The sequence below is a fragment of the Streptosporangium sp. NPDC006930 genome, from assembly GCF_040635605.1.
Taxonomy (GTDB): domain Bacteria; phylum Actinomycetota; class Actinomycetes; order Streptosporangiales; family Streptosporangiaceae; genus Streptosporangium.
This window is the reverse complement of record NZ_JBEYID010000007.1, coordinates 224,417-250,300: the sequence shown is the minus strand read 5'-3', so window position 1 is coordinate 250,300 and position 25,884 is coordinate 224,417. Positions and strand designations below refer to the sequence as shown.

Below are 25,884 nucleotides of genomic sequence, written 5' to 3'. Positions count from 1 at the left end.
CCCGGTCACCCCCGCCTGGTGCGGTGCGGTTCAGTCCTGGCGGCGGGCGCCGAACATGATCTCGTCCCAGGTGGGCACGGACGCGCGCCGCCCCCTGGACTTCTTGGCGGGCCGAGCCGGAGCCGGAGCGGGCTTCGGCGGCTCCGCGGGCTTCTCCGCGGCGGGCTTGTCGGCCTTGGTCTCCTGCATCGCCCCCGTGTCCCCCTGTGTCTCTTGCCTGCCAGGCGTGGTCTTGGCCCGCTTGTCCACGCTGACGCGCGCCGCGGGTACGGCTATCGAACCCTCCTGGGCCGCTCCGGTCTCGGAAACGGGTTCGGAGGCGGGGGTCTCCTTCTCCGCGACGGTCCTCTCCGCTTCCGCGGGAGCCTGCTCGGTGGCCTTGCCGGTCTCGGGGGAGCGCTGGTCGGCGAGGTCGGACAGGGCATCGGCCGGAGCGGTCGCGGCCGGTTCCGGCGCGGCCGCGGCGGGAGGCGGGGGGTTCGCGCTCTCGGTGCTCTCGGTGCTCTTGGGGGCCTCCGGAGCCTTCGCGGCCCCCTCGGTCTCTTCGGCCTTCGTGGCCTCCGGAGCCTTCGCCGCCTCCGGAGGCGGCGTGACCTGCGACTCCTTCGCCGTCTCCGGAGCCCGCTCGGCCTCGGCGGCCGCGGAGGGCCCGGCCGCACCGTCCTGCCCCGGAATCGCTTCCTCGGGCCCCTGGGGAAGGAGGTCTCCCCGCGCGGCGGCGGATCCGCGCGCGGTGGTCGCCTGCTCCGGCGTGGTCGCCGTAGACGGCTCGGACGCCGTCACGGAGGGCTGGGAGGTGACGGCGGGCCGTGGCGCGACGGGTGCCGGGGGCTCCGGCTCCGGAGAGGAAAGCGGCTCGTACGAAGCCGGCGCGACCGGCTCGTACGGAGCCGGGTACGGAGCGGGAGGCTCGGGCAGCACGGGCTCGGGAGGCTTGACCCGTGTGACGGGGTCGGAGTCCTGGGCCGTGGGCTCCGGCGCCCTTTCCTGCTGGTATCCGGCAGGGTCGGGAGCGCGCAGCGGCGGCACCGACACCCTTGGAGCCTCGTATCCGGCGGGGAGCGGGGGCATGGGCGGCTGCTGATAGGCGGCAGGGGACGCCGAGGGCAGGGCAGGGGCCGCGGGCGAGGGGGATGCCTGAGGCGCCTGAGGTGTCGGGGATGCCGGGGAGACGGTGGGATCGGCCTGCGCGTAGGCGGGCCGGGGCTGGGCCGGGGTCTCGTGCCGCAGAACCGAGGGGAAGGCCACCGGAGGCTGGTTCAGCGGCTCCGGCGCCAGCGACGGCACCGGAGCGAGCTTGGCCACGCGCGGGACGAACGGCGTGACCGTGGTGTCCGCGAACGGCTCGACGTCCTCGCCGCTGGACAGTCGCAGCGCCTCGTCGTCGTGGGGCGTGATGTGGCGCCGGCGCGGGTCGAAGAGCCACTCGGCGTTGCGCGTGTGGCCGTTCCACACGAATCCGAGCTTGATGCGCCACATGTTGTCGTCCCGCTTGGCCGAATCCCACTCGATCTCGTCGGCGGGGACGCCTCGGCGGGTCAGCCGCTCGGCGACCAGGTCGCCGAGGGTGGGACCTGGAGCGGAGTCGCCCGGCAGGCGTACGGCGCAGCGCTGCGCCTGCTGTGCCATGTACTCACGTTCCTGGAGCACGGGGCCCTCGAACCACCGCACGCGCTCGACCGGGATGCCCGCCGTGTTGGCGATCTCCTCCGCGGTCTCGCCGGCACGGATCCGGGCCTGGATCTCCTTGGGGCGCAACGGACTCTCCACTTCGATCTCGTACTGGCCGAGACGGGAGAAGTTGCCGCGGACGGCAGCACGGAGCCGGTCGTCGACGGGCAGCGTGAACCGGGTACCCCGGCCGGCTGTCGCCAGCACGAGATAGGTCCCGTCCTCACTCACCGCGACGAGTCGGAGCTCCTGCATGCGAGTCCCTTCGTCGTCGTGCTCAATCTTCCCCCGGACCCTTGAGTCTCTCGCGTGTGCCGGTTGCCTGCCAGCACCGTACCCGGCATGTCCGAACATCGCCTTCCTGGATGGGGCTCGCAGCGATGTGACGCCGGTCACATTTGCTCCATTCATCTATTACAGGGCACCGGTCTGGAGCAGCGACTTCCGGGTCCTCAAGGGATTCTCACGGATAACTCCGGGAACCGCTGCGGACTTCCACCAAGAACCGGGAGATGGCGGTGAGGCCGGTCCGCCGGTTCGGGTGGGATATGCCGCGATTGCGGTGTTGTGCGGGAGCCGGTCGTCGCGCTCCGTGACGACGGGACGCGGCGGCGGCTGGCATGGACGGCGGGAGAAGGTCATCTCCGGCGGACTCCCTCGGGGTCGAGCGGCGCGGGTGTCTGCGAATCTGCCCCTCGTACGCCTCAGGGGAACGACGGGACACGCGGACGCGTCACTCTTCGAGCGAGCCTTTGCGACATCCTTTACCGAAAGCCGGAGAGAAGCGGCCGATTGGGGGGAACGGTGCCGGGCCGACGGCCGTACGGCCGCGAGAGGTCCGGGGCAGGTCACCCCAGCACGGTGTCGAGATGGTCGTTGGAAAAGGCGCGCCCCGGGTCGAGGGTGTCGCGTATCGCGAGGAAGTCACCGAATCGGGGATAGGCCGCGGCCAGGTAGGACGCGTCACGGGTGTGCAGCTTGCCCCAGTGCGGGCGGCCGCCGAGCCTGGTCATGATCTCCTCGACGCCCTCGAAGTAGGCGGGGTTTGGAGTCGGCCGGTAGACGTGGCAGGCGACATAGGCCGAGTCCCTGCCGTAGGCGGTGGACAGCCAGGCGTCCGAGGCCGGGGTGACCCGCACCTCGACGGGAAAGCTGATCTTCCAATCTCGCCGTTCCACCAGGTCACGAACCTCGTGGAGGGCCTGGCCGAGGTGCTCGCGCGCGATGGCGTACTCCATCTCCAGAAAGCGCACCTCCCGCACGCTCGTGAAGATCTTGTGCGAGGCGTCGACACAGGACGAGGCCGAGAGCGTCGCGGCCGAGAGCGCGTTGAGCCGGGGGATGGCGCGCGGGTAGCGTCCGCCGACGCCGCACACCGCGCCGAACAGGGTGTTCTCCATGAGGTGGTTGTCGAGCCAGTACTTCAGCGCGCTCGGCGGCCTGGCCGGTCCGGGGCTGCGGTTGTTGCGCTTGGTCAGGCAGGTGTCGGTGTGCGGCAGCCAGAAGAAGTCCAGGTGCTCGTTGCCGGTGACGAGCGCCTCCAGGGAGTCGAGGATCGAGGTCAGCGCCATCGGCTCCCGCACGCTGCGCAGCAGGAAGGCCGGCTCGACCCGGAAGGTCACCGCGGTCACCACGCCGAGCGCGCCCAGGCTCACCCTGGCGGCGTCGAACAGGTCCCGCTCGGCCACCCCCCGGATCTTCCCCTCGCCGTCGCCGCGGACCGTGACGATCTCGCCGTCGGCGAGCACCATCTCCAGCGCCAGCACCTGGTCGGCGAGCCCGCCGACGTCCCTGCCGGTGCCGTGGGTGCCGGTCTGGATCGCCCCTGCCACGGTCTGGGCGTCGATGTCGCCCATGTTGGCGAGGGCGAGGCCCATCCGGTGCAGCTCCCGGTTGAGCGCGCCGATCGTCGTCCCGGCCTCGGCCGTCACCCAGCCGTCCCCGGTCTCGCGGATCCCGGTCAGCGCGTCGGGCCGCAGCAGGAGGCCGTCGGTGAGCGCCACCGCGGTGAACGAGTGGCCGCTGCCGGTCATGCGCACCCGGCGGCCCGCCGCGGTCGCGTCCCGCACGGCCCGCGAGACCTCCTCGGCCGAGGAGGGCGCCCGGACCTCCGCGGGGGTGACGGCCTGGTTGCGGGCCCAGTTGCGGAAGGTCTCGCCCATGTTCACTCCTGCCCGGCGGGCGGCACCCCGCCGTCCGGGGGCGCCGACGCCCCGCTCGCGGGGGAGTCCCGCCCACGGTCAGGTGGGCCGTCACCGGTTCGTGTTCGCGTGCTTCTCCAGCGAATATGAACGATACTCACGATTGTTGCTGGGCGACAGGGGTTCGCAGCCAGGCGGAGCCGCCGACGCCGACCGCGACGGCGAGCAGGGCGCAGGCGAAGGAGAACCCGTAGGCGTTGGAGGCGCCGAACGTGTCGGTGAGCCTGCCCCCCGCCCACGCGCCGATCGCCACGCCGAACCCGACCGACGTCGAGATCCACGCCATGCCCTCGGTGAGCAGGCCGGCCGGGACCAGCTGCTCGGTCAGGCTGTAGCCGGTGATGACGGTCGGGGAGATGGCCAGCCCGGCCAGGAACAGCGCGCCCGCCATGACCCTGATGTCGCCGATGAGCATGATCGGGGTGAGGCCGGCCGCGAACGCCGCGAGCGAGCGGACGAACCTGCTGCTCAGCGGGATGCTCCACTGCCGTGCGCCGTACCAGAGGCCGGAGACGAGGCTCCCGCCGGCGAACGAGGCGAGCAGCAGCCCGGCCGCGGCCCTGGAACCCCGCTCCTCGGCGAACGCGACCGTGATCAGGTCGACCGAGCCGAACACCGCACCCATCGCGAGGAAGGCGCACGACATCAGGGCCACGCCGGGAATGGTGATCGGGGTGCCGGAGCGCGCCTCCCTGCGGCGGATGGGCGGCTCCGTGCCGCGCTGCAGGGCGAAGGCGATGGTGCCCAAGACCGTGCAGGTCAGAGCCACGATCAGGCCCGCGTACGGGTTGATCATGGTGGCCAGGGCGGTGACCAGCGCCGGGCCCGCGACGAAGATGATCTCGTCGGCGACCGACTCGAAGGAGAACGCCGTGTGCAGCCTCCCCGACCCGGACAGCAGGTGCGACCAGCGGGCGCGCACGAGCGAGCCGAGCGACAGCGCGGTCGCGCCGACCATGACGCCGGTGGCGAAGAGCGTCCAGAGAGGAGCACCGTACTCGGCGCAGAGCATCATCGCGGTCAGCGTGGCGCCGTGCGCGAGCGTGAACGGGATGACTATTCTGGCCTGGCCGAACCTGTCCACCAGGCGTCCCGACAGCGGGGCCGCGACGGCGAAGGAGACGCTGACGGTGGCCGCGACCGCGCCCGCCGTCGCGTAGGAGCCGGTGAGTTCTTTGATGAGCAGCACGATGCCGATGCCGAGCATCGACATGGGCATCCGCCCGAAGAACCCGGCGATGACGAACCCCTTGGCGCCGGGCATGCTGAAGAGCCCTCTGTACGGCCCGACCACCGATAATCCCCTTGCTGATCTCCGTGCGTGGAACATGCCGACGATTTCGCACAGAACCGCCGGTCGGCAAGTGATTTTCCAGGCAATGGCTCACGGAGCGGTCCGTTGGAGCTAACGTGAGCGCGGTGTCACGTCTTCCCGGGTTGCGGTTGTTTGTCCCAGTAGTGGTCGCCATGACCGCTCTCCTCGCCCTCGGCGGCGTCGCTCTCGCGATGATCAACGCCGGTCGCCCCGCCACCCCCGCCACTTCGGCGGGAAGCGCCGTGGTGGAGTCCCGCGTCCGCGACCTGGCGGCGATCGCGCCGGTGGCGAGCCCTCCCGCGATCCCGGTGAGCCCGGCGGACCCCGATCCGACGAGCCCGGTGAGCCCGGCGGATCCCGGCCCGGCGAGCCCGGCCGCTCCCGTGGGGGACGATCAGGCCCCGCGCGACCCCGTCTCCCAGGGGACGGGAGGCGGACAGAGTTCCGCCCCCGAGCCGGGTGCGACGGGCGCCTCCGGTCTCACCCTCACCCCGCCTCGGCTGCTGGTCATCTCCCCCTCGACGCTGACCGAGCAGACCAAGGAGGACATCTCCCGGCTCAAGTACGTCCAGAAGATCGACTCCTTCGACGGCGGGGCGGTCAAGGTGTCCGGGATCGGGCTCAACCTCATCGCCGTCGACCCCGCCCGCTTTCGCACGTGGGCACCCAGGATCGTCGCCGACCAGCAGGGGATCTGGGACGCCCTCGCCAAGGGGGAGCTCGTCGCCGACAACTCGGCGGCGCGCCGCCTCGGCCTGGTCCTCGGCTCGGAGTACCAGGTGGACGGCGGTCCCCGGCTGCGGGCCGCGGCCTCCGCCTCGTTCGGCCTGCCCGGCGTGGACGGCATCGTAGGGGAGGAGACCGGCCGCAGGCTGGGTCTGCTGCCCGGTGTGGCGCTGCTCGTGCACGGCCCCGAGAAGGCCTCCACCGTCCTCAGGACACGGGTGGGCAGGCTGCTGAGCCCGGGTTCCCAGGTGGTCGCCGTCGGCGGTGCCCGGAAGGCCGCCCGCGAGCCCGCCGCGAAGGCCGCCGGCGCCAAGACGGCGGGAACCGGCAAGGTGCGGCAGGTCACGGTCGGCAGGCCAGGCAGCTACCTGGAGCTCTACCGCAAGGCGGCCGAGGTCTGCCCGGGGCTCTCCTGGACGGTCCTGGCCGCGATCGGCCAGGTGGAGAGCTCACACGGGCGAAACAACGGCCCCTCCTCCGCGGGCGCGCTGGGACCGATGCAGTTCATGCCCGCGACCTGGAAGGCCTACGGCGTGGACGGAGACGGTGACGGCGTCGCCGACATCTGGAACCCGTACGACGCGGTCCCCGGCGCGGCCAACTACCTGTGCGCCAACGGGGCGGGCAAGGGCGGCAAGAAACTGGAGAAGGCCATCTGGTTCTACAACCACTCCTGGTCGTACGTCGCCAAGGTCATGGGCATCTCCCGCGGCTACGCCGCCGCCTACCCCTGAGGCCCCGGCGAGGCACCCGTGACCGGCCGCGGCCCCGCGGACGTCCACGCCCGTGATCGTCGGCCATCCCGTGGAGGCCCGCACCGGTGATCTTCGGGGTTTCGCGGCCGTCCGCGATCGGCTCGCGCCCGCGCCCTCGCGGCTACCCGCGGCGGCGCGGCGGGGCCGGGCAGCAGGTGGCCGCGCACGCCACGGGCTCCGGCTCGGCGAGCAGCTCCCCGACCATCGAGACGAAGCGCGGGTGGGTCCCGGCCGTGGTGGCCCTGACCAGCGGCAGGCCGATCTTCTTCGCCGTCTCCGCAGCCTCCACGTCGAGGTCGTAGACGACCTCCATGTGGTCGGAGACGAAGCCGATCGGCACCAGCACGACCGCGGGGGCGTCGACCGCGAGCAGGTGGTCGCAGACGTCGGGTTCCAGCCACGGGATGTGCGGGGCACCGCTCCGGCTCTGCCAGACCAGGTCCCACTCTCTGCCGCCGCCCACCTCGGCGGTGACCAGCGCCGCGGCCCGGCGCAGCTGCGCCTCGTACGCGCCGCCGCCTGGACCGGCTGTCGCGGCCATCGAGGTCGGGATGCTGTGGGCGGTGAAGACCAGCCGCGCGGGATCCCTGAGCTCGGCGGGCAGCCGGTCCAGGGCCTCACGGGTGTGGTCGGCCATCGCCGCGACGAACCCGGGATGGTCGAAGTAGTGCCGGAGTTTGACGACCTCCGGGGCACCCTCGACCGCGGCCCTGGCGAGCGCGATGTCGTCGATGTACTGACGGCAGGCCGAGTACGAGCTGTAGGCGGCGGTGACGAAGGCCGCGGCCCTGCGCACCCCGTCCGAGGCCATCTGGCGAAGCGTGTCCTCCAGGTAGGGATGCCAGTTGCGGTTGCCCCAGTAGACCGGAAGGTCGATCGTCGGCTCCACGGCCGCGATCAGGTCACGGCACTGCTGGTTGATCGGGCTGGCGCCGCCGAAGCGCTGGTAGTGCGCCTCGACCTCCAGCAGCCGCTCGCGCGGGATCCCCCTGCCCCTGACCACGTTCTCCAGGAACGGCATGACATCGTCTGGTTTCTCGGGCCCCCCGAACGAGACGACGAGAAGCGCGTCGTAATTCCCCATGGCATTTATCAAACCGCATGCCGGGGTGTCCTCTTGCATGGTCACCTTGAGGACTTCGTTATCAACAAGGTTTGTGGATGCATGTTCGGAGGCGTGTTCGGAGACGATCGCCGAGGTAAGTTCGAAACCGTGACCCCATTTAACGACATCCGCGATTATGTCGGCGTACCGCGGGTGACATCCCTGCGGCTATCCCCCGATGGAGTGCGCCTGGTCAGCGTGGTGCAGGCGCTTAATCCCGACGGAAGATCCTACGGGACCTCCCTGTGGGAGATCCCTCTCGACGGCCGCCGGCCGTACCGGCTGACCAGATCCGTCAAGGGCGAGACCGGGGCCGAGTTCACGCGAGAGGGCGACCTGCTCTTCGCCTCGCGCCGTCCCGACCCGACCGTGAAGGAGGCGGACGAGGAGGTTCCCGCCCTCTGGCTGCTGCCCGCGACGGGAGGAGAGGCCCGCCAGATCGCCTCCAGGCCAGGAGGCGTCGCCGGATTCGCGATCGGCGGCAGGACCGTGGTCTTCTGCTCCGACGTGCTCCCCGGTGACGAGGCGGGCGAGGCCGAGCGGCGCAAGACACGCAAGGACGCGGGAATCAGCGCGATCCTGCACGAGAGCTACCCGGTGCGCTACTGGGATCACGATCTCGGACCCGGAGAGCCGCGGCTGTTCGCCGGCACCCTGGGCGACGGCGAGCGGCTGACCGAGGTGAGGGACCTCACCCCGCAGCCGGGCAAGGCGCTGTCGAGCCACAGCGCCTGCGACGTGGCGCCGGACGGCTCCACGGTCGTGACGACCTGGGGCGTGTCGATGCCGCAGGGCGAGCTCCGCTTCGAACTGGTCGCCATCGACACCGCCGACGGCGGCGCCCGGCGGGTCCTGGCCGCCGCGGACGACCACGACTTCGACGGGCCGGTGAAGATCTCTCCGGACGGGCGTCTGGTCGCCTGCGTGAGGAACAACCACGCCGACACCGAGCGGATCCCCGAGAGCACCCTGTGGATCGTCGACCTGGCCACCGGGGAGGGTCGCCCGGCGGGTGGCGGGCTCTGGCCGTCCGACATGGTCTGGGCGCCCGACTCCCGCTCGCTGTTCGTGGTCGCCGACGACCACGGCCGCCGTCCGATCTTCCGCGTCCCGGCCGACGGGGGCGCGCCGGAGCGGCTCACCCTCGACAACGCCGCCTACAGCTCGCTCAACGTCGCGCCCGACGGCGCCGTCTACGCGCTGCGCGGGGCCGTGGACGCGCCCGCGGCCCCGGTCAGGGTGGCGCGGGACGGGACCGTGGAGAAGCTGGCCTCTCCGGTCCCAGACCTGGAGCTGCCGGGCACGCTCACCGAGGTCACCGCGACCGCCGACGACGGCGCGGAGATCAGGGCCTGGCTGGTGCTGCCCGAGGAGGCCTCCGCGAAGAACCCCGCACCGCTCCTGCTGTGGATCCACGGTGGCCCGCTGGGCAGCTGGAACGACTGGTCCTGGCGCTGGAACCCGTGGATCATGGCCCAGCACGGGTACGCCGTACTGCTGCCCGATCCGTGCCTGTCCACCGGCTACGGGCCGGACATGATCCGGCGCGGCTGGGCCGACTGGGGTCCGCGCACCCACGCCGACCTGATGGCGATCACCGACGCCGCCCTGGAACTCCCCGAGCTCGATCCCACCAGGACCGCGGCGATGGGTGGCTCGTTCGGCGGCTACATGGCCAACTGGGTCGCCGGGCACACCGGCAGGTTCAGGGCGATCGTCACCCACGCCTCGCTGTGGAACCTCGACCAGTTCGCGGGGACCACCGACGCGTCCATGTACTGGCAGCGGGAGTTCGGCTCCCCGGGCACCGGCCTGTACGCGAAACTCTCCCCGCACCGGTCACTGGAGAACATCTCCACCCCGATGCTGGTCATCCACGGCGACAAGGACTACCGGGTCCCCATCGGGGAGGCGCTGCGCCTGTGGTGGGACCTGCAGCGCTCGGAGGTGGAGTCGAAGTTCCTGTACTTCCCCGACGAGAACCACTGGGTGCTCAAACCGGGTAATGCGGTTGCCTGGTATGAAACAGTCCTGGCCTTCCTTGACCAGCATGTCCTCGGACGCGAGTGGAAGCGCCCGGAGTCACTGTCGTGATCCCGTCGTGATCCCGTCGTGAACACGGCACGGTGGGCGGTGACCGCCCACCGTACCGAAAACGACGAGGATGGACCCAGACTTCGGTGGGGCGGGCGAGGACTGCCGTACGTCCGGCCGGGCATGGGGAGGGCGGGTCCCGTCAAGGAGGACCCGCCCGAATGAGCGAGAGTGGTGAGGGGATCGTGGACAGCGCCGTGACCTTCGGGCGGCTGACGGAGGAGATCGCCAGAGAGGCCGGTGAGATGCTGCTGGCCAAGCGACCGGCCCGGCCCGAGGTGCTGGTCACCAAATCCAGCCCCACCGACGTGGTGACCGCCCTCGACCGGGCCTCGGAGGAGCTCATCCGAGACAGGATCAAGGCCGTCAGGCCCGACGACGCGATCCTCGGCGAGGAGGGCGGCGCCACCGGCGAGGGCAGGATCCGCTGGATCGTCGACCCGATCGACGGGACGGTCAACTTCCTGTACGGGGTGCCCGAGTGGGCGGTCAGCATCGCGGTCGAGGTGGACGGCGAGGTGATCGCGGGAGCGGTCAACGTCGTGCCCCGCGGCGAGGTGTTCACCGCTGTCAAGGGCGGGGGAGCGTGGCTGGCCGGAGAGCGGCTGAGCTGCAACACCGGGGTGCCGCTCGAGCGGGCGCTGATCGCCACCGGGTTCGGCTACGAGAGCGGGCGGCGAGAGGTGCAGGCTGAGGTGCTCCGCCACGTGCTGCCGCGCGTGCGCGACATCCGCAGGGGCGGCTCGGCGGCCTCCGACCTGTGTTCGGTGGCGGCGGGGCGGGTGGACGGCTATTACGAGCGCGGTCCTCAGTACTGGGACTACGGGGCCGGCGGTCTCATCGCCGCGGAGGCCGGGGCGAGGGTCGGCGGGCTCGAGGGCAGGCCGGCCAATCCCGGCCTCCTGCTGTGCGCGGCCCCCGGCCTGTTCGAGGAGCTGCACGACCTGCTGCTCCTGCTCGACCCGGAACGCGACGCCTGACCTTCACGAGGGCCCGTGCGCCTCGCCCGTCCTCACGGATGAGAGGGCGGGCGAGGGCGTGAAAGAGCCCCCCGGCGGTCGGCCGGGGGGCTCCCTCCCATCAGCGCTGAACGGGGACGCCGTTGTCTGTGGCCAGACGGCGGAGATCCTCGATCTCGGCGGTGAAGGTGTCGGCGAGGTAGTCGTCGCCGGAGGACCTGGCCTCCTGCAAGTTCTTGTATGCCTGGTCGAGGCGGTGTTCGATTGTGGCGGTGAACTCGCCCATCTTCACCTTCTTTCTCACGGGCTCATGGGGAACGGAGGATACCGCTATGGAGACTGGAACCGGCTGTACCCAGGGTGAACCACGCGCTAAACCTGCGTGTTTCCGACATCACATGGAGTGCCCCCTCTTGTGAAGGGCTTACCGTGTGCTTACAGGTGGTGAGGGGAGAATGGGGAGGCCGTCCCAGCGGCTGCTCTGGGAATGTGACGGGAGGTGCCATAGGCCATGCGAGTGCTTGTGGTCGAGGATGAGCGGGTGCTCGCCGACGCGATCGCGACCGGGCTCCGGCGCGAGGCGATGGCCGTGGACGTGGCCTACGACGGTGCGGGGGCGCTGGAGCGGACGGGTTACATCGACTACGACGTGATCGTCCTGGACAGGGATCTGCCCAAGGTCCACGGCGACGAGGTCTGCCGTCGCCTGGTGGCCTCGCGCACCGCCTCCAGGATCCTCATGCTGACCGCCTCCGGCGACGTCGACGACAAGGTGGAGGGGCTGGGGCTGGGGGCCGACGACTATCTGGCCAAGCCCTTCGTGTTCGTCGAGCTGGTGGCGCGGGTGCGGGCGCTCGGCCGTCGTTCCGCCCCGGCGCTGCCGCCGGTGCTCGAGCGCTCCGGGGTGCGTCTGGATCCGGGCAAGCGGCTGGTGACCAGGGACGGCGCGGAGGTCGCGCTCACCAAGAAGGAGTTCGCGGTCCTGGAGGAGCTGATGCGCGCCGAGGGCGCGGTCGTCAGCCAGGAGGACCTGCTGGACAAGGCGTGGGACGAGAACATCGACCCGTTCACCAACGTCGTGCGCGTCACCATGATGACGCTGAGGAAGAAACTGGGCGAGCCCCAGGTGATCGAGACGGTGCCAGGGGTCGGGTACAAGCTGTGAACGCTCCGGCAGGTGGGGGAGAGGAACGCCCGACGTTCGTCCCGGTGGGAGAGAACCGCGACACGGTGCCGACCCATCCGATGATCAGTCCTCACTCCGAGCGGGGCGCCTGGAAGAGCGAGCGGCTGGAGTCCGGGCCCGCCGGAGAGCGGAAGCCGGACGGGCCCCCGCCGCCGACCGGCCCGCCCGCCTGGGACGGGCCGCCCCCGGCGGGCGCCGCCCCGATGGAGAGGACCCCGCTGGAGCGGCTGAGGTCGATCATCGACCGGATCAGCATCCGGTGGCGGCTCACCATCACCTACGCCGTGCTGTTCTTCACGGCCGGCGCCCTCCTGCTGGCCGTGATCTACCTCCTGGTGGGCTGGGCGCTCTACGGGGCGTGGCCGCCCTTCCCGTCCGACCTGGACGGGCTTGTGGGGCCGCAGTTGGCGGCCGAGATCAAGCGGCAGTGGTACTGGCAGCAGCACGTCGCGATCACCGGGGCGCAGCGGGAACTGCTGGCCCGCTCGCTGCTCGCCCTGCTGGGGGTCGGCATCCTCGCCGTCATCATCGGGTACATCGTCGCCGACCGGGCGCTCAAGCCCATCCAGCAGATGACCGCCACGGCACGCAAGCTGTCGGGCTCCACGCTCGCCCACGAGCGGATCGACCTCAAGGGCCCCGACGACGAGCTGAAGGAGCTGGCCGACACCTTCGACGCGATGCTCACCAGGCTGAATGTGGCCTTCGACACACAACGAAGATTCGTGGCCAACGCCTCGCACGAGCTGCGCACCCCCCTGACGATCAACCGGACGGTCCTGGAGATCGCCCTGGGCGATCCGGAGGCCTCGGGCGACCTGAAGGCGCTGGGCCGCACGCTCCTGGAGGTCAACGCCCGCAACGAGCGCCTGATCGAGGGCCTGTTGCTGCTCGCCCGCAGCGAGCGCGAGCTGAGCGTGCGCAAGCCGGTGGACATGAAGGACGTGGCCGAGACCGTCGTCGAACAGCTCGCCGCGCGGGCCGAGGAGGCCGGGGTCACCGTGATCCCGGAGCTTCGCAGTGCCGAGACGGTCGGCGATCCGGTGTTGCTTGAGCGGTGCGTGGCCAACCTGGTGGAGAACGCTATAAAGCACAATCTCTCCGATTCCGGACGCCTATGGGTGAGGACGGGAATGGTGGAGGGTGCGTTGGTTGTTCAGGTGGCCAACACGGGGTCGCATGTGCCCGCGTACGAGGTGAACAGCCTTTTTGAGCCGTTCAGGCGGCTCAATGCCGACCGGGTCGACTCGGACAAGGGGGCGGGGCTCGGACTCTCCATCGTGCGCGCGGTCGTGCGCGCCCACGGGGGCAACGTGACCGCCGTACCCAGGGACGGAGGGGGTCTCGTGGTCACCGTGCGACTTCAGCCACGTTGATCCGGCGGGGGGCGTCTCGTTCACGCCGTACATGTGGTTGGATGTGCCGTCGAACACGGTGGTGCATGCCGCCGATGCTGTGGTTTACGCCATATTTGGCTAACCGTGGCCATTGGCAGTACGTCCCTCACGTGTAGGGAGGTTCAGTGACCATTCCGGCGGGGTACCGAAGCAGGAATCTCTCTGGCGGATCGGGCACAAGTCGTGCCTCCCAAGCGTTACACACGCGCGAGTCAGCGCAGACAGATAGATGAGGGGGATGGATCAGACCGATGGCTACCGATTACGACAGCCCACGCAAGACCGACGACGACCTCAGTGAGGACAGTCTTCAGGAACTGCAGGCCCGCCGTACCGACAAGTCCTCGGGCAGTATCGACATCGACGAGACGGATCTCGCCGAGTCGCTCGAACTGCCGGGCGCGGACCTGTCGAACGAGGAACTCTCGCTTCGGGTGATCCCTCGTCAGGCCGACGAGTTCACCTGCGCGCGCTGCTTCCTGGTGCACCACCGCAGTCAACTCGCCGTTGAGAAGAACGGCCAGCAGATATGCCGGGAATGCGCGGCTTGAGATGATTCCGATGGCCTGTCCGAGGTGTGCTCTTCCAAGTACGGGTAGGGCCCCAGGACAGCCTTGAGGAGGTTCCGAGACATGACGTCAGAGAACAGGCAGAGCGGTGCCGCGCCGGACGACTCCACGGCCGAGGAGTCGGACGGCGCGCCTGATCACGAAACGGCCCCCGAGACCAAGCGGGAGGCGACCCCGGAAGGCGGTCCCGATCGCAGGGCTACCCCGGAAAGCCGTCCCGATCACGGAGCGGCCGCGGACGACGGTTCTGATCAAGAAGTGGCCGAGATCGTCGGCAGGCTCGCCGAGCCGGGCGACATGGACGCGGCCGAGCGGCGAAGGCTGCTCGGCCGCCTCACGAGATCACTGGCGCGAGGGGCGAAGAGGGCCAAGGCATCGGGAGAGAATCGAGGCCGCTGGCTGACCGACGTGTTCATGGCCGTGGCGCCCCGCATCCCCATCCGCGACCTGCAGACCCTTTCCGAGCATCACCGCGGCCTCACCTCCGAGGCGCTCGCCGACGACCTGGTACGTACCGCGACCAAGGGAACCATGACGGTCGGGGCGATCGGCGGGGCCGTCGCCGCCGCCGAGTTCGCAGCTCCCCCTCTCCTGCTCTCCGCCCCCGCCCAGCTCGTCGCCGAGACCCTTGTCGTGGCCGCGATCGAGGTCAAGCTCATCGCCGAACTCCACGAGGTGTACGGGATCCAGGTGCCGGGCACCGGCTCCCAGCGCGCCATGGCCTTCGCGATGGCCTGGTCCAAGCAGCGCGGTGTCGACCCCATGGCGCCGGGGACGATGACCGTCGCCCTGGGCACCGCGGCGAAGACGGCCCTGCGCAACAGGCTGATGCGCACCCTCGGACGCCACCTCACCACCTTCGGCCCGTTCCTCACGGGCGCCGTGGCCGGAGGGTTCCTCAACCGGGCCGCCACGAAGAAGCTCGGCGAGGTCGTACGGGCCGATCTGAGGGTCCACCGAGCCCTTCCACCTGGTAAGCCATAGAAACCTCGCAAACGGGTAGTTAGTTCAGTAAGCCCCCGACTACCTGGAGGAATTTGTGCTGGGCCGCAGCGCATTCGTGATCGTCGCCAACCGCCTGCCCGTCGACCGCGTCGGGGAGGACATGTGGAGGCGTAGCCCCGGCGGCCTCGTCACCGCGATCGCCCCCGTCCTGCAGCGCAGGGAGGGGGCCTGGGTCGGCTGGCACGGCGCTCCCGACGAGACCCTTGAACCCTTCGAGCACGACGGGATGCAGCTCGTCCCCGTCCCGCTCTCCAGGTCCGAGGTCGAGCTCTACTACGAGGGCTTCTCCAACGCCACCCTCTGGCCGCTCTACCACGACGTGGTCGCCACGCCCGTCTACTCCCGGGTCACCTGGGAGGCCTACCGCACCGTCAACGAGCGCTTCGCCGAGGCCGCCGCGGAGGAGGCCGCGGAGAACGCCGTCGTGTGGATCCAGGACTACCAGCTCCAGCTGGTCCCGGCCATGCTGCGCAAGCTCCGCCCGGACCTGCGCATCGGCTTCTTCCTGCACATCCCCTTCCCGCCGGTCGAGCTGTTCTCCCAGATGCCGTGGCGGCGCGAGATCGTCGAAGGGCTGCTCGGCGCGGACATGGTGGGGTTCCAGCGCCCCGGCGGCGCGTCCAACTTCATCCGGCTCTGCCGCCGCCTGCTCGGCCTCCAGCACCACAAGCACGAGATCTACGTGGGCGACCGGGTGGTGCGCGCCGGGGCGTTCCCCATCTCCGTCGACTTCGGCGAGCTCGACTCCCTGGTCAGGGAGCCGCACATCATCTCCAGGGCGAGGGAGATCCGCGCGGAGCTGGGTGATCCCGAGTGCCTGCTGCTCGGCGTCGACAGGCTCGACTACACCAAGGGCATCGGCCAGCGCCTGAAGGCGTTCGGCGAGCTGCTCTCCGAGGGAGCGATCAAGCCGGGCGAGGCGGCGTTCGTACAGATCGCCACGCCGAGCAGGGAACGGGTCGAGGAGTACGTACGGCTGCGCGACTCGATCGAACTCCAGGTCGGCCGGATCAACGGGGAGCAGGGGGAACTCGGCCAGCAACCCGTGCAGTACATGCACCAGTCGTACGGCAGGGACGAGCTCGCCGCGCTCTATCTCGCGGCGGACGTGATGATGGTGACGCCGCTGCGCGACGGGATGAACCTGGTCGCCAAGGAGTACATCGCCTGCCGCAACGACCTGCGTGGCGCGCTGGTGCTCAGCGAGTTCGCCGGGGCGGCCGACGAGCTGCGCCAGGCGTTCATGGTCAACCCCTACGACGTCGACGGTCTCAAGCGGACGATGCTGACCGCGATGCGGGCCACCCCGCACGATCTGTCGCGCAGGATGCGGTCGCTGCGCCGCAGGGTGGCCACCTACGACGTGGACCGCTGGGCCAAGGAGTTTCTCACCTCGCTGGAGTCATCCGGCGCACCCGGCTCCCAGGACTCACCGGAACCCTCCGGAGTCTCGGAGTCCTCCTGACCTCGACCTCGCCGCCCTCGGGCGGGGCGAGCGGCGCGGCGGGTCCTTGACGGCGGTCGGGGACGACGGGTCCTGAAACACCGGGGCAACGCCGGTGACCCCGGCCGGGGTCACCGGCGAGGCACGGCCTCACCGTCAGGTGGTGACGTCCTTGGCCGCGTCCTTCATGGCCTTCCAGGCGTTGTAGCGCTTCTTGGCGGTGCGGGCGACCACGATCTGCGTCACCTGCATGCCGACCCCCATCACCACGGCGTAGCCGATCGCCTCGCCGAGGCTGATCTCCAGGGACTCGTTGTCGACGGGAGGCTTCTTACCGGTGGTCTTCTCCCACGCGAACCCGATGACCTTCTTCGCCCCCCACGCGGTGGCGAGCCCCAGGAGGCCGCCGATCGCCCTCCACGCCATGTCCTGCTTCTCGCTCTTGTCGGCCATAGGGTCCTCCCGTTTCGTGGCTCGCCCCAAGAACACTAGTCTCCCCGAGCGTCGTATCGCGTGAAGCCATACCATAGGGAGGCATGACACATCAGCGTCCGCGCCCCGCTTCCATGCCCGAGAAACCGACTCTCGACGGCCTGGAAGTCGTATGGTCGGGCCGCTGGGAGACCGAGGGGATCTACCGCTTCGACAGGTCACGCACGCGCGAGGAGATCTACTCGATCGACACCCCGCCGCCGACCGTCTCCGGTTCCCTCCACGTCGGCCACGTCTTCTCCTACACCCACACCGACACCGTCGCCCGCTTCCAGCGCATGCGCGGGCGCGAGGTCTTCTACCCCATGGGCTGGGACGACAACGGCCTGCCCACCGAGCGCCGGGTGCAGAACCACTTCGGCGTGCGCTGCGACCCCTCCATCGCCTACGACCCCTCGTTCGAGCCTCCGGCCAGACCCGACCCCAAGCGGCAGATCCCGATCTCCCGCGGAAACTTCATCGAGCTGTGCGAGCGGCTCACCGTCGAGGACGAGAAGGTCTTCGAGGAACTCTGGCGTCGCCTGGGCCTCTCGGTCGACTGGTCACTGACGTACGCCACCATCGGCGGCGCCGCGCGGGCCGCCTCCCAGCGCGCCTTCCTGCGCAACCTCGCCAGGGGTGAGGCGTACGTGGCGCAGGCGCCCACGCTGTGGGACGTCACCTTCCGCACCGCCGTCGCCCAGGCCGAGCTGGAGGACCGGGAGTGGCCCGGCGCCTTCCACCGGCTGGGCTTCGGCCTGTCGGAGGAGCAGCGGGCCCGGGGGTTCGGCGACCGGGTCTGGATCGAGACGACCCGCCCCGAGCTGCTTCCCGCCTGCGTCGCGCTCGTCGCCCACCCGGACGACGAGCGTTACCGGCCCCTGTTCGGCACCACGGTCAGGACACCGCTGTTCGGCGTCGAGGTGCCGGTGCTCGCCCACCACCTGGCCGAGCCGGACAAGGGTTCGGGCATCGCGATGATCTGCACCTTCGGCGACGTCACCGACGTCGTCTGGTGGCGCGAGCTCGACCTGCCCACCCGCGCCGTCATCGGCTGGGACGGCAGGCTGCTGCCGGACGCGCCCGAGGGCGTGCCGGAGGAGCCGTACGCGGAGCTGGCGGGCAGGACCGTGCACGGCGCCCGTGAGCGGATCGTGGAGCTGCTGCGCGCGTCGGGTGACATGGAGGGCGAGCCGCGGCCCACCAGGCGCGCGGTGAAGTTCTACGAGAAGGGCGACCGGCCGCTGGAGATCGTCACCACTCGCCAGTGGTACATCCGCAACGGCGGGCGCGACCTCGCCCTGCGCGACGCGCTCCTGGCGCGCGGCGCGGAGCTGTCCTGGCACCCGCCGCACATGCGGGTCCGCTACGACAGCTGGGTGCAGGGCCTGGCGGGCGACTGGCTGATCTCCCGGCAGAGGTTCTTCGGCGTGCCCATCCCGGTCTGGTACCCGCTGGACGACGAGGGCGAGCCCGACCGCTCCGCGCCGATCATGCCGCCGGAGTCCGCGCTGCCGATCGACCCGTCCACCGACGTTCCGCGCGGCTACACCGAGGACCAGCGCGGCAAGGCAGGCGGTTTCATCGGAGACCAGGACGTGATGGACACCTGGGCCACCTCCTCGCTGACGCCGCAGATCGCCGGGGGCTGGGAGCGCGACCAGGACCTGTTCGAGCGGGTCTTCCCGATGAACCTGCGCCCGCAGGCCCACGAGATCATCCGGACCTGGCTGTTCTCCACCGTGGTCCGCGCGCACCTGGAGCAGGGCACCCTGCCCTGGAGCGATGTCGCGATCTCCGGGTGGATCCTCGATCCCGACCGCAAGAAGATGTCCAAGTCCCTGGGCAACGTGGTCACCCCGCTGGGTCTGCTGGAGCAGTACGGCTCCGACGCGGTTCGCTACTGGGCGGCGAGCGGCCGTCCCGGCACCGACACGGCGTTCGACACCGGTCAGATCAAGGTCGGCCGCCGCCTGGCCATCAAGATCCTGAACGCCTCCAGGTTCGTCCTTGGCCTGGGTGAGGGGGGTGGGGAGGTCACCGAGCCGATCGACCTGTCGATGCTGGCCCGGCTGTCGGAGGTGGTCCACGAGGCCACCGAGGCGTTCGAGGGCTACGACTACACCCGCGCGCTGGAGCGGACCGAGCGGTTCTTCTGGGAGTTCTGCGACGACTACCTGGAGCTGGTCAAGGCGAGGGCCTACGACGACGCGAACACCGCGACCGGAGGCGACGGGAACGGCGGGAACGGCGGGAACGGCGGAAACACAGCGGCGCGTTCGGCGCACGCGGCGCTGCGCGAGGCGCTCGACGTCATGCTCCGGTTGTTCGCCCCCTTCCTGCCCTTCGTCACCGAGGAGGTCTGGTCCTGGTGGCGTGAGGGCTCGGTGCACCGGGCCGCCTGGCCAGAGGCGCGTGAGCGCGGAGGCGACCCCGAGTTGCTGCCCGTGGTGGCCGCCGTCCTCGGCCGGGTCCGCAAGGCCAAGTCCGACGCGCGCCTCTCCATGCGCGCGGAGGTCTCCCGGCTGACCGTCACCGGTGCGCGGGCCGCCCTCGTGCGCCAGGCGCAGGACGACCTGTGCGGCGCGGGCGTCATCGACGAGTTCGTGCTCCACGAGGGCGAGGGAGATCTTCTCGTGGAGGTCGCTCTCACCTGACGGTGGGCCCGAGGCGCGGAGGTACGCCTCCCGGTGAGGTCCGGCTCCTCGCCCGGCCGAGGTGTCCCGGGCGGGATCCGCGCTCCGGGCGCGCACGCGAATCTGTCCTTCCCGTCGGGGCGTCCTGCCGTACGGTCGAGGCAGGACAGGTGAGAGGAGGACAGGCATGCCGCCAGGATGTGGCAACTGCAGCTGCTACCTCGAAGACAGGGTGATCTCGCGCCCGCCGGATGAGCGCTGACCCCTGCCGGGTGAGCGCTCATCCGGTGAGTGGTGACCGGTGGGCCTCGGCTCGGGATCGGTGAGCATCGGCCCGTGACCAGGGGCGCCGGTTCCCGGTCACGGGCGGGTGTCGATCCCGCCGGGGTGTGCCACCGACCCGGCAGGGTGGGTGCCACCCCGGCGGGATGGGCGCCGGCATCCCTGCCGGGTGGGCGCGGGACGGGCGCCGGCGCCCGACGCACGGACGAACCACCGCGTTTCGTGTTCCTGCGATAACCCCCGCGCATTCATACTCCCGGCGTGACAGTCTTGAACATGTGATCTCCGACCGGGAACGCCTCACCAACCTGGTGCCTCGCACGCTGCTGCGCATCGCGATGTGGAGCCTCTGCCTGATCATCATCGGCTGGGCGGTCCTCTACTTCGCGCAGTTCATCGCGACGCTGCGCATCGTGGCGCTGCCGGTGGCCGTCGCGCTCCTGCTGACCGCGCTGCTGTTCCCGCTCACCCGGAGGTTCGGCGCGATGGGCATGCGGCCCATCTACGCCACCTGGCTCACGATGATCATCGCGCTCGCCGTGCTCGGCGGCACCGGCTGGATCATCGGGGTGCGTGCCAACGACGAGTTCCCCGGTCTCCTCGACCAGTTACGCGTGACGGTCAAGAGCGTCGAGAACTGGCTCTACACCGGCCCCCTGCACCTGCAGCCGACCCAGATCTCCAGCTGGGTCGACGAGATCGGGCGGCAGATCACCACCCAGCGCAACCAGATCACCCAGACGGTCCTCACCGGCGCCACGGTGGCACTGGAGGTGCTCGCCTCCATCGTGCTGCTGCTGTTCGTGACGTTCTTCCTGCTCAAGGACGGCGACCAGATCTGGTCGTGGTTCCTGAAGGGCTTCGGTGACGTCGCGCCCCGCGTCGACAGGGCCGGCAGGGCCGCCTGGGTGACGCTCTCGCACTACGTGCAGGGTACGGTCGCGGTGGCCGCCGTGCACGGTGTGATCATGGGCATCGTGCTCGCGGGGATGGGCGTGCCGCTCTGGGCGCCGCTCGCGGTGCTGATCTTCCTGGCCAGCTTCATCCCCATCGTCGGAATCTTCTTCGCCGGGGCCGTGGCCACCCTGGTCACCCTCGGTGCCAAGGGCCCGATCTACGCTCTGATCTTCCTCGGCGTCCTGGTCGTGGAGCAGCAGCTGGAGAACCACGTGCTCCAGCCGCTGATCGTCGGCAGGGTGCTGCACTTCCACCCGCTGGCGATCATTCTGGTGCTTGCGGTGGGCGGCATCCTGGCGGGCATCGCCGGGGCCGCCGTGGCGGTGCCGGTGGCCGCGGTGATCTACCGCGCGCTGCCGGAGCTCCTCAGGGGTGATTCCCGGCCTGCCCTGCCACCTGCCCCGCCACGCCCCGATCCCGGGGAACCTCACGGTCCCGGCGGTCCCGGTGGTCCCGAAGGTCCCGAGGGGCCGAGCAGCGGTTCCGGCGGGCCGCGGGCCGGTGCGGAGGGAAAACCGGCGAATGAGGAATCACCGCAGCCCAGGCGGTAACGTTCTGCCCCGTGACCCGTTCCGCCCTGACCACCCCTCCGCCGGATGCGACCCGCCCGACGCCGCATCCCGGCGCTCCCGCTCCCGGCATCCCGCTCGGTTCCCACTACAGCCGCTGCTTCGGCTGCGGTGCCGACCACCCGAACGGCCTGCGCCTGACCGCTCTCAGCCCCGACGGGATCACGGTGGTCGCCGAGTTCACCGTGGAGGAGACCCACCAGGGCGCGCCCGGCCTGGCGCACGGTGGTGTGCTCGCCGCGGCGATGGACGAGGTCATCGGTATGTCCGTGTGGCTCTTCCAGCGCCCCTACGTCACCGCCCGGCTGGAGACCGATTATCTCGCGCCGGTTCCCGTGGGCACCGCCCTGCATTTGCGCGCCTGGTGCAACGGCATGTCCGGCAGGAAGGCGTACCTTGAGGCTGAGGGCCGGATCGGTTCCCCGGACGGCCCGGTCGCCGTGCGGGCCGCTGCCCTCTTCGTCGAGGTGGGCATGGAGCATTTCGCCAAGCACGGTGACATTCAGAAGATCGCCGACGAGCACCACGAGTACGAGGTGAACCCGTGACCCACACCGTCGAGGTGTTGATCCACCGGCTCGACCCCGACCTGCCGCCGCCTTCGTACGCCCATCCGGGCGACGCGGGCGCCGACCTCCACGCCGCCGAGGACGTCGAGCTCCTCCCCGGTGAGCGAGCCGTGGTCGGCACGGGGCTGGCGATCGCCCTGCCCGACGGGTACGCCGCGTTCGTCCACCCGCGTTCGGGCCTGGCCTCCAGGTATGGCGTGACGCTCGTCAACGCGCCCGGCACCGTCGACGCGGGGTACCGGGGGGAGATCAAGGTGACGCTGATCAACACCGACACCAAGAGCGTCGTACGGCTGCGCAAAGGAGACCGGGTCGCGCAGCTGGTGATCCAGAAGGTGGAGAAGGCGGCGTTCCACGAGGTGGACCGGCTGCCCGGTTCGGTGCGAGGCGCCGGTGGGTTCGGGTCCACCGGCCGCTGACAGGAAGTGATCCCGGCGAGGTGGACGGAACGGCCGGCGATCCGAGGGCGGGGCATCCTCCCGGCCCCGGAGAGCGGCCGCCGCGCCCGGCGGGTGACGAGTGACGAGTGAATCTTCAAGGAGCGTGAGAGAAGTGTTCGGACGTAGCCGTCGTGAGAAGTCCCCGGCCGCCAAGGCCGCGGTGGAAGAGGTCGAGCGGGTACCGTCGCGGGAGTCGGGGCCGTGGGACGCGGACGAGCCCCACCCCGAGCGCGAACGGGTCGACCTCGGAGGCATGCGCCTGCCGGTGGACGCCGGTTTCGAGGTGCAGCTCAATCTGGCCGGCGATCAGATCGTCGGTGCCGTGGTGCTGTTCGAGGGGAGTGCCCTGCAGGTGCACGCCTTCGCGGCGCCCAAGCGGAGCGGGATCTGGGACGAGGTCAGGGCCGAGCTGGCCGAGGGGGTCAAGGGCGCCGGAGGCACCGCCGAGGAGCGGGAGGGGGCGTTCGGTGTCGAGCTGAGCGCGAGGATCCCCGCGGAGGGCGGCGAGCAGCCGGTCCGCTACATCGGGGTGGACGGGCCGCGCTGGTTCCTGCGCGCGGTGATCAGCGGTAAGGCGGCGGAGGACGCCGGGGCCGCCGAGACGCTGGAGGGTGTCGTCAGGGACATGGTCGTGGTACGCGGCGACGAGCCCATGGCTCCCAAGGAGGCCATCGAGCTCCGGCTGCCGCCCGAGGCCAAGCAGGCCGCGGAGCAGCAGGCCGCCGGGGGAGAGGTGCCCGATCTCAAACCGTTCGACCGGGGACCGGAGATCGCCGAGATTCGCTGACGGGCCCGATCGCGTACGCTGGTTCGACTCGGGTGTGAAGGAGAGGTCCGTGGGTTCTCAGGAGCCGCACAAACAGGGCGGTCTGCGGGGATTCTTCCGCCGGTTGACCGCAGGCCAGGCCGAACTGGAGGCCGACGAGCTCCAGCAGGACCTCGATCGTCACGGCGCCACACCCATCGTCTCCTGCGGCACGCGCCGCCGCTTCTGCGTCACCGGCACCCTACGGACGGTGACGCTGCGCCCTCGCGGGGGCGCTCCGGCGCTGGAGGCGGAGCTTTACGATGGTTCCGATGTGATTGACCTGATATGGCTGGGCCGTAGGAAGATCGCCGGTATCGAGCCGGGACGCCTGGTGCTGGCGGAAGGGCTCGTCAGCGTGCAGGATGGCCGCAAAGTCATGTTCAATCCGAGATACGAGCTGCGCCCAGCGGGCGGTGCGTGAGTGATTGACGATCCCAAGACGGTGAGCGAGAAGATGACCACCACCGGTGAGACCGCCGCGCACGACACGGTCGAGGCCGTGATCCGCAGCCAGCTTGCCAAGGCCTTCGGCGGAGTGCGAGGCGTGATCGAGGCCGCCGTGCCCACCATCGCCTTCACCGGCATGTGGATCACCACCTCGGAGCTGAGGCCGTCCCTGATCGTGAGCATCTCGGCCGCGGTGCTACTGCTCGTCGTGCGGCTGCTGCAACGCTCGACGCCGCAGTTCGTGATCAACAGCCTGATCGGCATCGGCATCGGCGCCTTCTTCGCCTCCCGTACCGGCCAGGCGGAGGATGTCTTCCTGCCGGGCATCCTCTACAACGCCGGATACTCCGTGGTCATGCTGCTGTCGATCATCACCCGATGGCCGGTCGTGGGCTTTCTCATCGGATCCGTCACCGGCGACCCGACCGCGTGGCGCGCGGATCCGGCGGTGGTGAAGTTGTGCATCAGGCTCACCTGGCTGCTGATGATCCCGTGCGTGATCCGGGTGGCGGTGCAACTCCCCGTCTATCTGATCGGCAGGGACGACGCGGTCGCCCAGCTGGGCATCCTCAAGATCGCGATGGGCTGGCCGCTCCAGGTCGCGGCGCTCGCTGCCATGGTGTGGCTCCTCGCCCGCGGCAGGACCCCGGTGCGGCCCGCGGTCTCCTGACCGCCGCGCCGCCTTCGTCTTCGCGAAGAGCTTCTCGGTCCGCCGGGCGGCAACCCGTCCGGCCCCTCCGGATGTCACATACGGCTTCCCGGCCCTGGACCCGGCGCCGATCCCCCGGCACGCGGTGCGGGAGGACCGGTTCGCCCGGTGCGAGGGAGCGCGGGTTCAGCGGGGCGTGCGGTGCGGGGACAGGAGCTCGGCCAGCTCCTCCTCGACCTCCTGGCTGGCCACGAACATCAACTCGTCGCCGGCCTCCAGCGGGTCGTCGGCGGTGGGCACCAGCACCCGGCCCTCGCGCAGGATCGCGACCAGGGCGGTGTCGTTGGGCCACGGAACCGAGCCGGCGCGCTGGCCGACGACCGGCGCGTCCTCGGGCAGGGTGAGCTCGACCAGGTTGGCCTGGCCCTGGCGGAAGGTCATCAGCCGCACCAGGTCGCCGACACTCACCGCCTCCTCGACCAGCGCGCTCAGCAGGCGCGGGGTCGAGACGGCCACGTCGACGCCCCACGACTCGTTGAACAGCCACTCGTTCTTGGGGTGGTTGATCCTGGCGACCACGCGAGGCACGCCGTACTCCGTCTTGGCGAGCAGTGACACCACCAGGTTGACCTTGTCGTCACCGCTGGCGGCGATGACCACGTGGCAGTCGGCGAGGCCCGCCTCGTCCAGCGAGGAGATCTCGCAGGCGTCGGCGAGCAGCCACTCCGCCCGCGGCACGGTATCGATCTTGATGGCCTTGGGGTCGATGTCGACGAGCAGGACCTCGTGGCCGTTCTCCAGGAGCTCGGCGGCGATCGACCGGCCGACCGCCCCCGCGCCGGCGATGGTGACGCGCATCAGTGCTCCTTCTCCGGCGCTCCGGACAACACCTTGTTGATGCGGTCCATGTCGGCCTCGACCGCCATGACGTGCAGTATGTCGCCCTCCTGCACCACCGAGTCGTTCCTGGGCAGCAGGGTGTCGCCGATCCGGTTGACGAACGCCAGGCGGGTGCCCGCCGCCGCCTCCAGGTCCCTCGTGAGGGTGCCGATCCAGCCGGGGTGGTAGGCCACCTCCGCCAGCACCACGCGCCCGCTGGGGTCGCGCCAGAGCGGCTCGGCGCCCTCGGGCAGGACGCGGCGCAGGATCTGGTCGGCGGTCCAGCGGACCGTGGCCACGGTGGGGATGCCCAGCCGCTGGTAGACCTCGGCGCGCCGGGAGTCGTAGATCCTGGCCACGACGTTGTCCACGCCGAACGTCTCGCGGGCGACCCTGGCGGAGATGATGTTGGAGTTGTCTCCACTGCTCACCGCCACGTAGGCTCCCGCGGCCTCGATGCCGGCCTCTTCCAGGACGTCCCTGTCGAAGCCGACCCCGGTCACCCTGCGACCCCTGAACCCCGCCCGCAGGCGGCGGAACGCCTGCGGGTCCTGGTCGATGATCGCGACCGAGTGGCCGCTGTCCTCAAGGATGTGCGCCAGGGTCGAACCGACCCGCCCACACCCCATGATCACGATATGCATGCTCCCCCGCCGGTCGCTGTGAGGCGGATCTTGTTCCCGATGTATTCAGCCAGTATGGACCGCCCCGGGAGTGCCGCGTGAGTGGGGCCGAGTAATAACGGCTAGC

General features: G+C 70.4%; 23 protein-coding genes. 15 read left to right on the top strand and 8 right to left on the bottom strand.

All coding sequences use genetic code 11. The features are described 5' to 3' along the window. Window positions 1-30: 30 nt before the first annotated feature. The 3 genes from sepH to ABZ664_RS15345 all read right to left on the bottom strand — a co-directional run bounded on the left by sepH (window position 31) and on the right by ABZ664_RS15345 (window position 5,166). Window positions 31-1,926: a septation protein SepH gene (sepH, locus tag ABZ664_RS15355; RefSeq protein ID WP_362508905.1), complete on the bottom strand. Its 1,896-nt coding sequence runs from the start codon at window positions 1,924-1,926 to the stop codon at window positions 31-33. Window positions 1,927-2,519: 593 nt separating this feature from the next. Then, complete coding sequence (locus ABZ664_RS15350) at window positions 2,520-3,833, bottom strand: D-arabinono-1,4-lactone oxidase (protein WP_362508902.1); 1,314 nt, start codon at window positions 3,831-3,833, stop codon at window positions 2,520-2,522. 136 nt (window positions 3,834-3,969) lie between these two features. Further along, window positions 3,970-5,166: an MFS transporter gene (locus ABZ664_RS15345; protein WP_362508899.1), complete on the bottom strand. Its 1,197-nt coding sequence runs from the start codon at window positions 5,164-5,166 to the stop codon at window positions 3,970-3,972. A 125-nt stretch (window positions 5,167-5,291) separates the two neighbouring features. Between ABZ664_RS15345 and ABZ664_RS15340 the strand changes: the two genes are divergently transcribed. Next, window positions 5,292-6,647: a lytic murein transglycosylase gene (locus ABZ664_RS15340; RefSeq protein ID WP_362508896.1), complete on the top strand. Its 1,356-nt coding sequence runs from the start codon at window positions 5,292-5,294 to the stop codon at window positions 6,645-6,647. 142 nt (window positions 6,648-6,789) lie between these two features. Here ABZ664_RS15340 and ABZ664_RS15335 read toward each other — a convergent pair whose 3' ends face one another. Next, window positions 6,790-7,752, bottom strand: a complete 963-nt coding sequence (locus tag ABZ664_RS15335) for a ferrochelatase (RefSeq protein WP_362508893.1) — start codon at window positions 7,750-7,752, stop codon at window positions 6,790-6,792. 129 nt (window positions 7,753-7,881) lie between these two features. Here ABZ664_RS15335 and ABZ664_RS15330 point away from each other — a divergent pair, with 129 nt between their 5' ends. Together ABZ664_RS15330 and ABZ664_RS15325 are read left to right on the top strand one after the other, a co-directional pair. Further along, window positions 7,882-9,867, top strand: a complete 1,986-nt coding sequence (locus tag ABZ664_RS15330) for a S9 family peptidase (RefSeq protein ID WP_362508890.1) — start codon at window positions 7,882-7,884, stop codon at window positions 9,865-9,867. Window positions 9,868-10,028: 161 nt separating this feature from the next. Further along, window positions 10,029-10,847, top strand: a complete 819-nt coding sequence (locus ABZ664_RS15325; RefSeq protein ID WP_362508887.1) for an inositol monophosphatase family protein — start codon at window positions 10,029-10,031, stop codon at window positions 10,845-10,847. A gap of 100 nt (window positions 10,848-10,947) precedes the next feature. On the opposite strand, the gene ABZ664_RS15320 is transcribed toward ABZ664_RS15325, so the two are convergent. Next, the gene (locus ABZ664_RS15320; RefSeq protein WP_350946858.1) at window positions 10,948-11,130 is read right to left on the bottom strand and encodes a hypothetical protein; all 183 of its coding nucleotides are present in this window, start codon (window positions 11,128-11,130) and stop codon (window positions 10,948-10,950) included. 207 nt (window positions 11,131-11,337) lie between these two features. Here ABZ664_RS15320 and ABZ664_RS15315 point away from each other — a divergent pair, with 207 nt between their 5' ends. The 5 genes from ABZ664_RS15315 (at window position 11,338) to ABZ664_RS15295 (ending at window position 16,448) form a co-directional block, all read left to right on the top strand. Continuing rightward, complete coding sequence (locus ABZ664_RS15315) at window positions 11,338-11,991, top strand: response regulator transcription factor (RefSeq protein WP_350946642.1); 654 nt, start codon at window positions 11,338-11,340, stop codon at window positions 11,989-11,991. Continuing rightward, window positions 11,988-13,388, top strand: coding sequence for a HAMP domain-containing sensor histidine kinase (locus tag ABZ664_RS15310; RefSeq protein ID WP_362508883.1), 1,401 nt, complete (start codon window positions 11,988-11,990; stop codon window positions 13,386-13,388). Before ABZ664_RS15315 ends, ABZ664_RS15310 begins: the two co-directional genes overlap by 4 nt. A gap of 272 nt (window positions 13,389-13,660) precedes the next feature. After that, window positions 13,661-13,960, top strand: a complete 300-nt coding sequence (locus ABZ664_RS15305) for a DUF4193 domain-containing protein (RefSeq protein WP_030914836.1) — start codon at window positions 13,661-13,663, stop codon at window positions 13,958-13,960. An 81-nt stretch (window positions 13,961-14,041) separates the two neighbouring features. Beyond that, window positions 14,042-14,962 (top strand): hypothetical protein, encoded by a 921-nt coding sequence (locus ABZ664_RS15300; RefSeq protein ID WP_362508879.1) that lies wholly within the window; start codon window positions 14,042-14,044, stop codon window positions 14,960-14,962. Between the two features lie 55 nt (window positions 14,963-15,017). Then, window positions 15,018-16,448 carry a trehalose-6-phosphate synthase gene (locus ABZ664_RS15295; protein WP_362508876.1) on the top strand — a complete coding sequence of 477 codons (1,431 nt, stop codon included), beginning with the start codon at window positions 15,018-15,020 and terminating at the stop codon, window positions 16,446-16,448. 135 nt (window positions 16,449-16,583) lie between these two features. On the opposite strand, the gene ABZ664_RS15290 is transcribed toward ABZ664_RS15295, so the two are convergent. Beyond that, window positions 16,584-16,880 carry a DUF4235 domain-containing protein gene (locus ABZ664_RS15290; protein ID WP_362508873.1) on the bottom strand — a complete coding sequence of 99 codons (297 nt, stop codon included), beginning with the start codon at window positions 16,878-16,880 and terminating at the stop codon, window positions 16,584-16,586. Between the two features lie 83 nt (window positions 16,881-16,963). Between ABZ664_RS15290 and valS the strand changes: the two genes are divergently transcribed. The 7 genes from valS (at window position 16,964) to ABZ664_RS15255 (ending at window position 24,276) form a co-directional block, all read left to right on the top strand. Beyond that, window positions 16,964-19,555, top strand: coding sequence for a valine--tRNA ligase (gene valS, locus ABZ664_RS15285; RefSeq protein ID WP_362508870.1), 2,592 nt, complete (start codon window positions 16,964-16,966; stop codon window positions 19,553-19,555). Between the two features lie 539 nt (window positions 19,556-20,094). Continuing rightward, the gene (locus ABZ664_RS15280) at window positions 20,095-21,324 is read left to right on the top strand and encodes an AI-2E family transporter (protein WP_362508867.1); all 1,230 of its coding nucleotides are present in this window, start codon (window positions 20,095-20,097) and stop codon (window positions 21,322-21,324) included. 11 nt (window positions 21,325-21,335) lie between these two features. Further along, a complete protein-coding gene (locus ABZ664_RS15275; RefSeq protein WP_362508864.1) occupies window positions 21,336-21,890 on the top strand; it encodes a PaaI family thioesterase in 555 nt (184 codons plus the stop codon). Further along, complete coding sequence (dut, locus tag ABZ664_RS15270) at window positions 21,887-22,330, top strand: dUTP diphosphatase (RefSeq protein WP_362508861.1); 444 nt, start codon at window positions 21,887-21,889, stop codon at window positions 22,328-22,330. Before ABZ664_RS15275 ends, dut begins: the two co-directional genes overlap by 4 nt. Before the next feature lie 133 nt (window positions 22,331-22,463). Next, window positions 22,464-23,138, top strand: coding sequence for a DUF3710 domain-containing protein (locus ABZ664_RS15265; RefSeq protein WP_362508858.1), 675 nt, complete (start codon window positions 22,464-22,466; stop codon window positions 23,136-23,138). 49 nt (window positions 23,139-23,187) lie between these two features. After that, a complete protein-coding gene (locus ABZ664_RS15260; RefSeq protein WP_362508855.1) occupies window positions 23,188-23,580 on the top strand; it encodes an OB-fold nucleic acid binding domain-containing protein in 393 nt (130 codons plus the stop codon). 33 nt (window positions 23,581-23,613) lie between these two features. After that, window positions 23,614-24,276, top strand: a complete 663-nt coding sequence (locus ABZ664_RS15255) for a DUF3159 domain-containing protein (protein ID WP_362509240.1) — start codon at window positions 23,614-23,616, stop codon at window positions 24,274-24,276. A gap of 165 nt (window positions 24,277-24,441) precedes the next feature. Here the strand turns inward: ABZ664_RS15255 and ABZ664_RS15250 are convergent, their stop codons facing one another. Then, window positions 24,442-25,113, bottom strand: a complete 672-nt coding sequence (locus ABZ664_RS15250) for a TrkA family potassium uptake protein (RefSeq protein ID WP_350946653.1) — start codon at window positions 25,111-25,113, stop codon at window positions 24,442-24,444. Beyond that, complete coding sequence (locus tag ABZ664_RS15245; RefSeq protein ID WP_362508852.1) at window positions 25,113-25,778, bottom strand: TrkA family potassium uptake protein; 666 nt, start codon at window positions 25,776-25,778, stop codon at window positions 25,113-25,115. The genes ABZ664_RS15250 and ABZ664_RS15245 overlap by 1 nt, the downstream gene beginning before the upstream one ends. Window positions 25,779-25,884 lie beyond the last annotated feature (106 nt).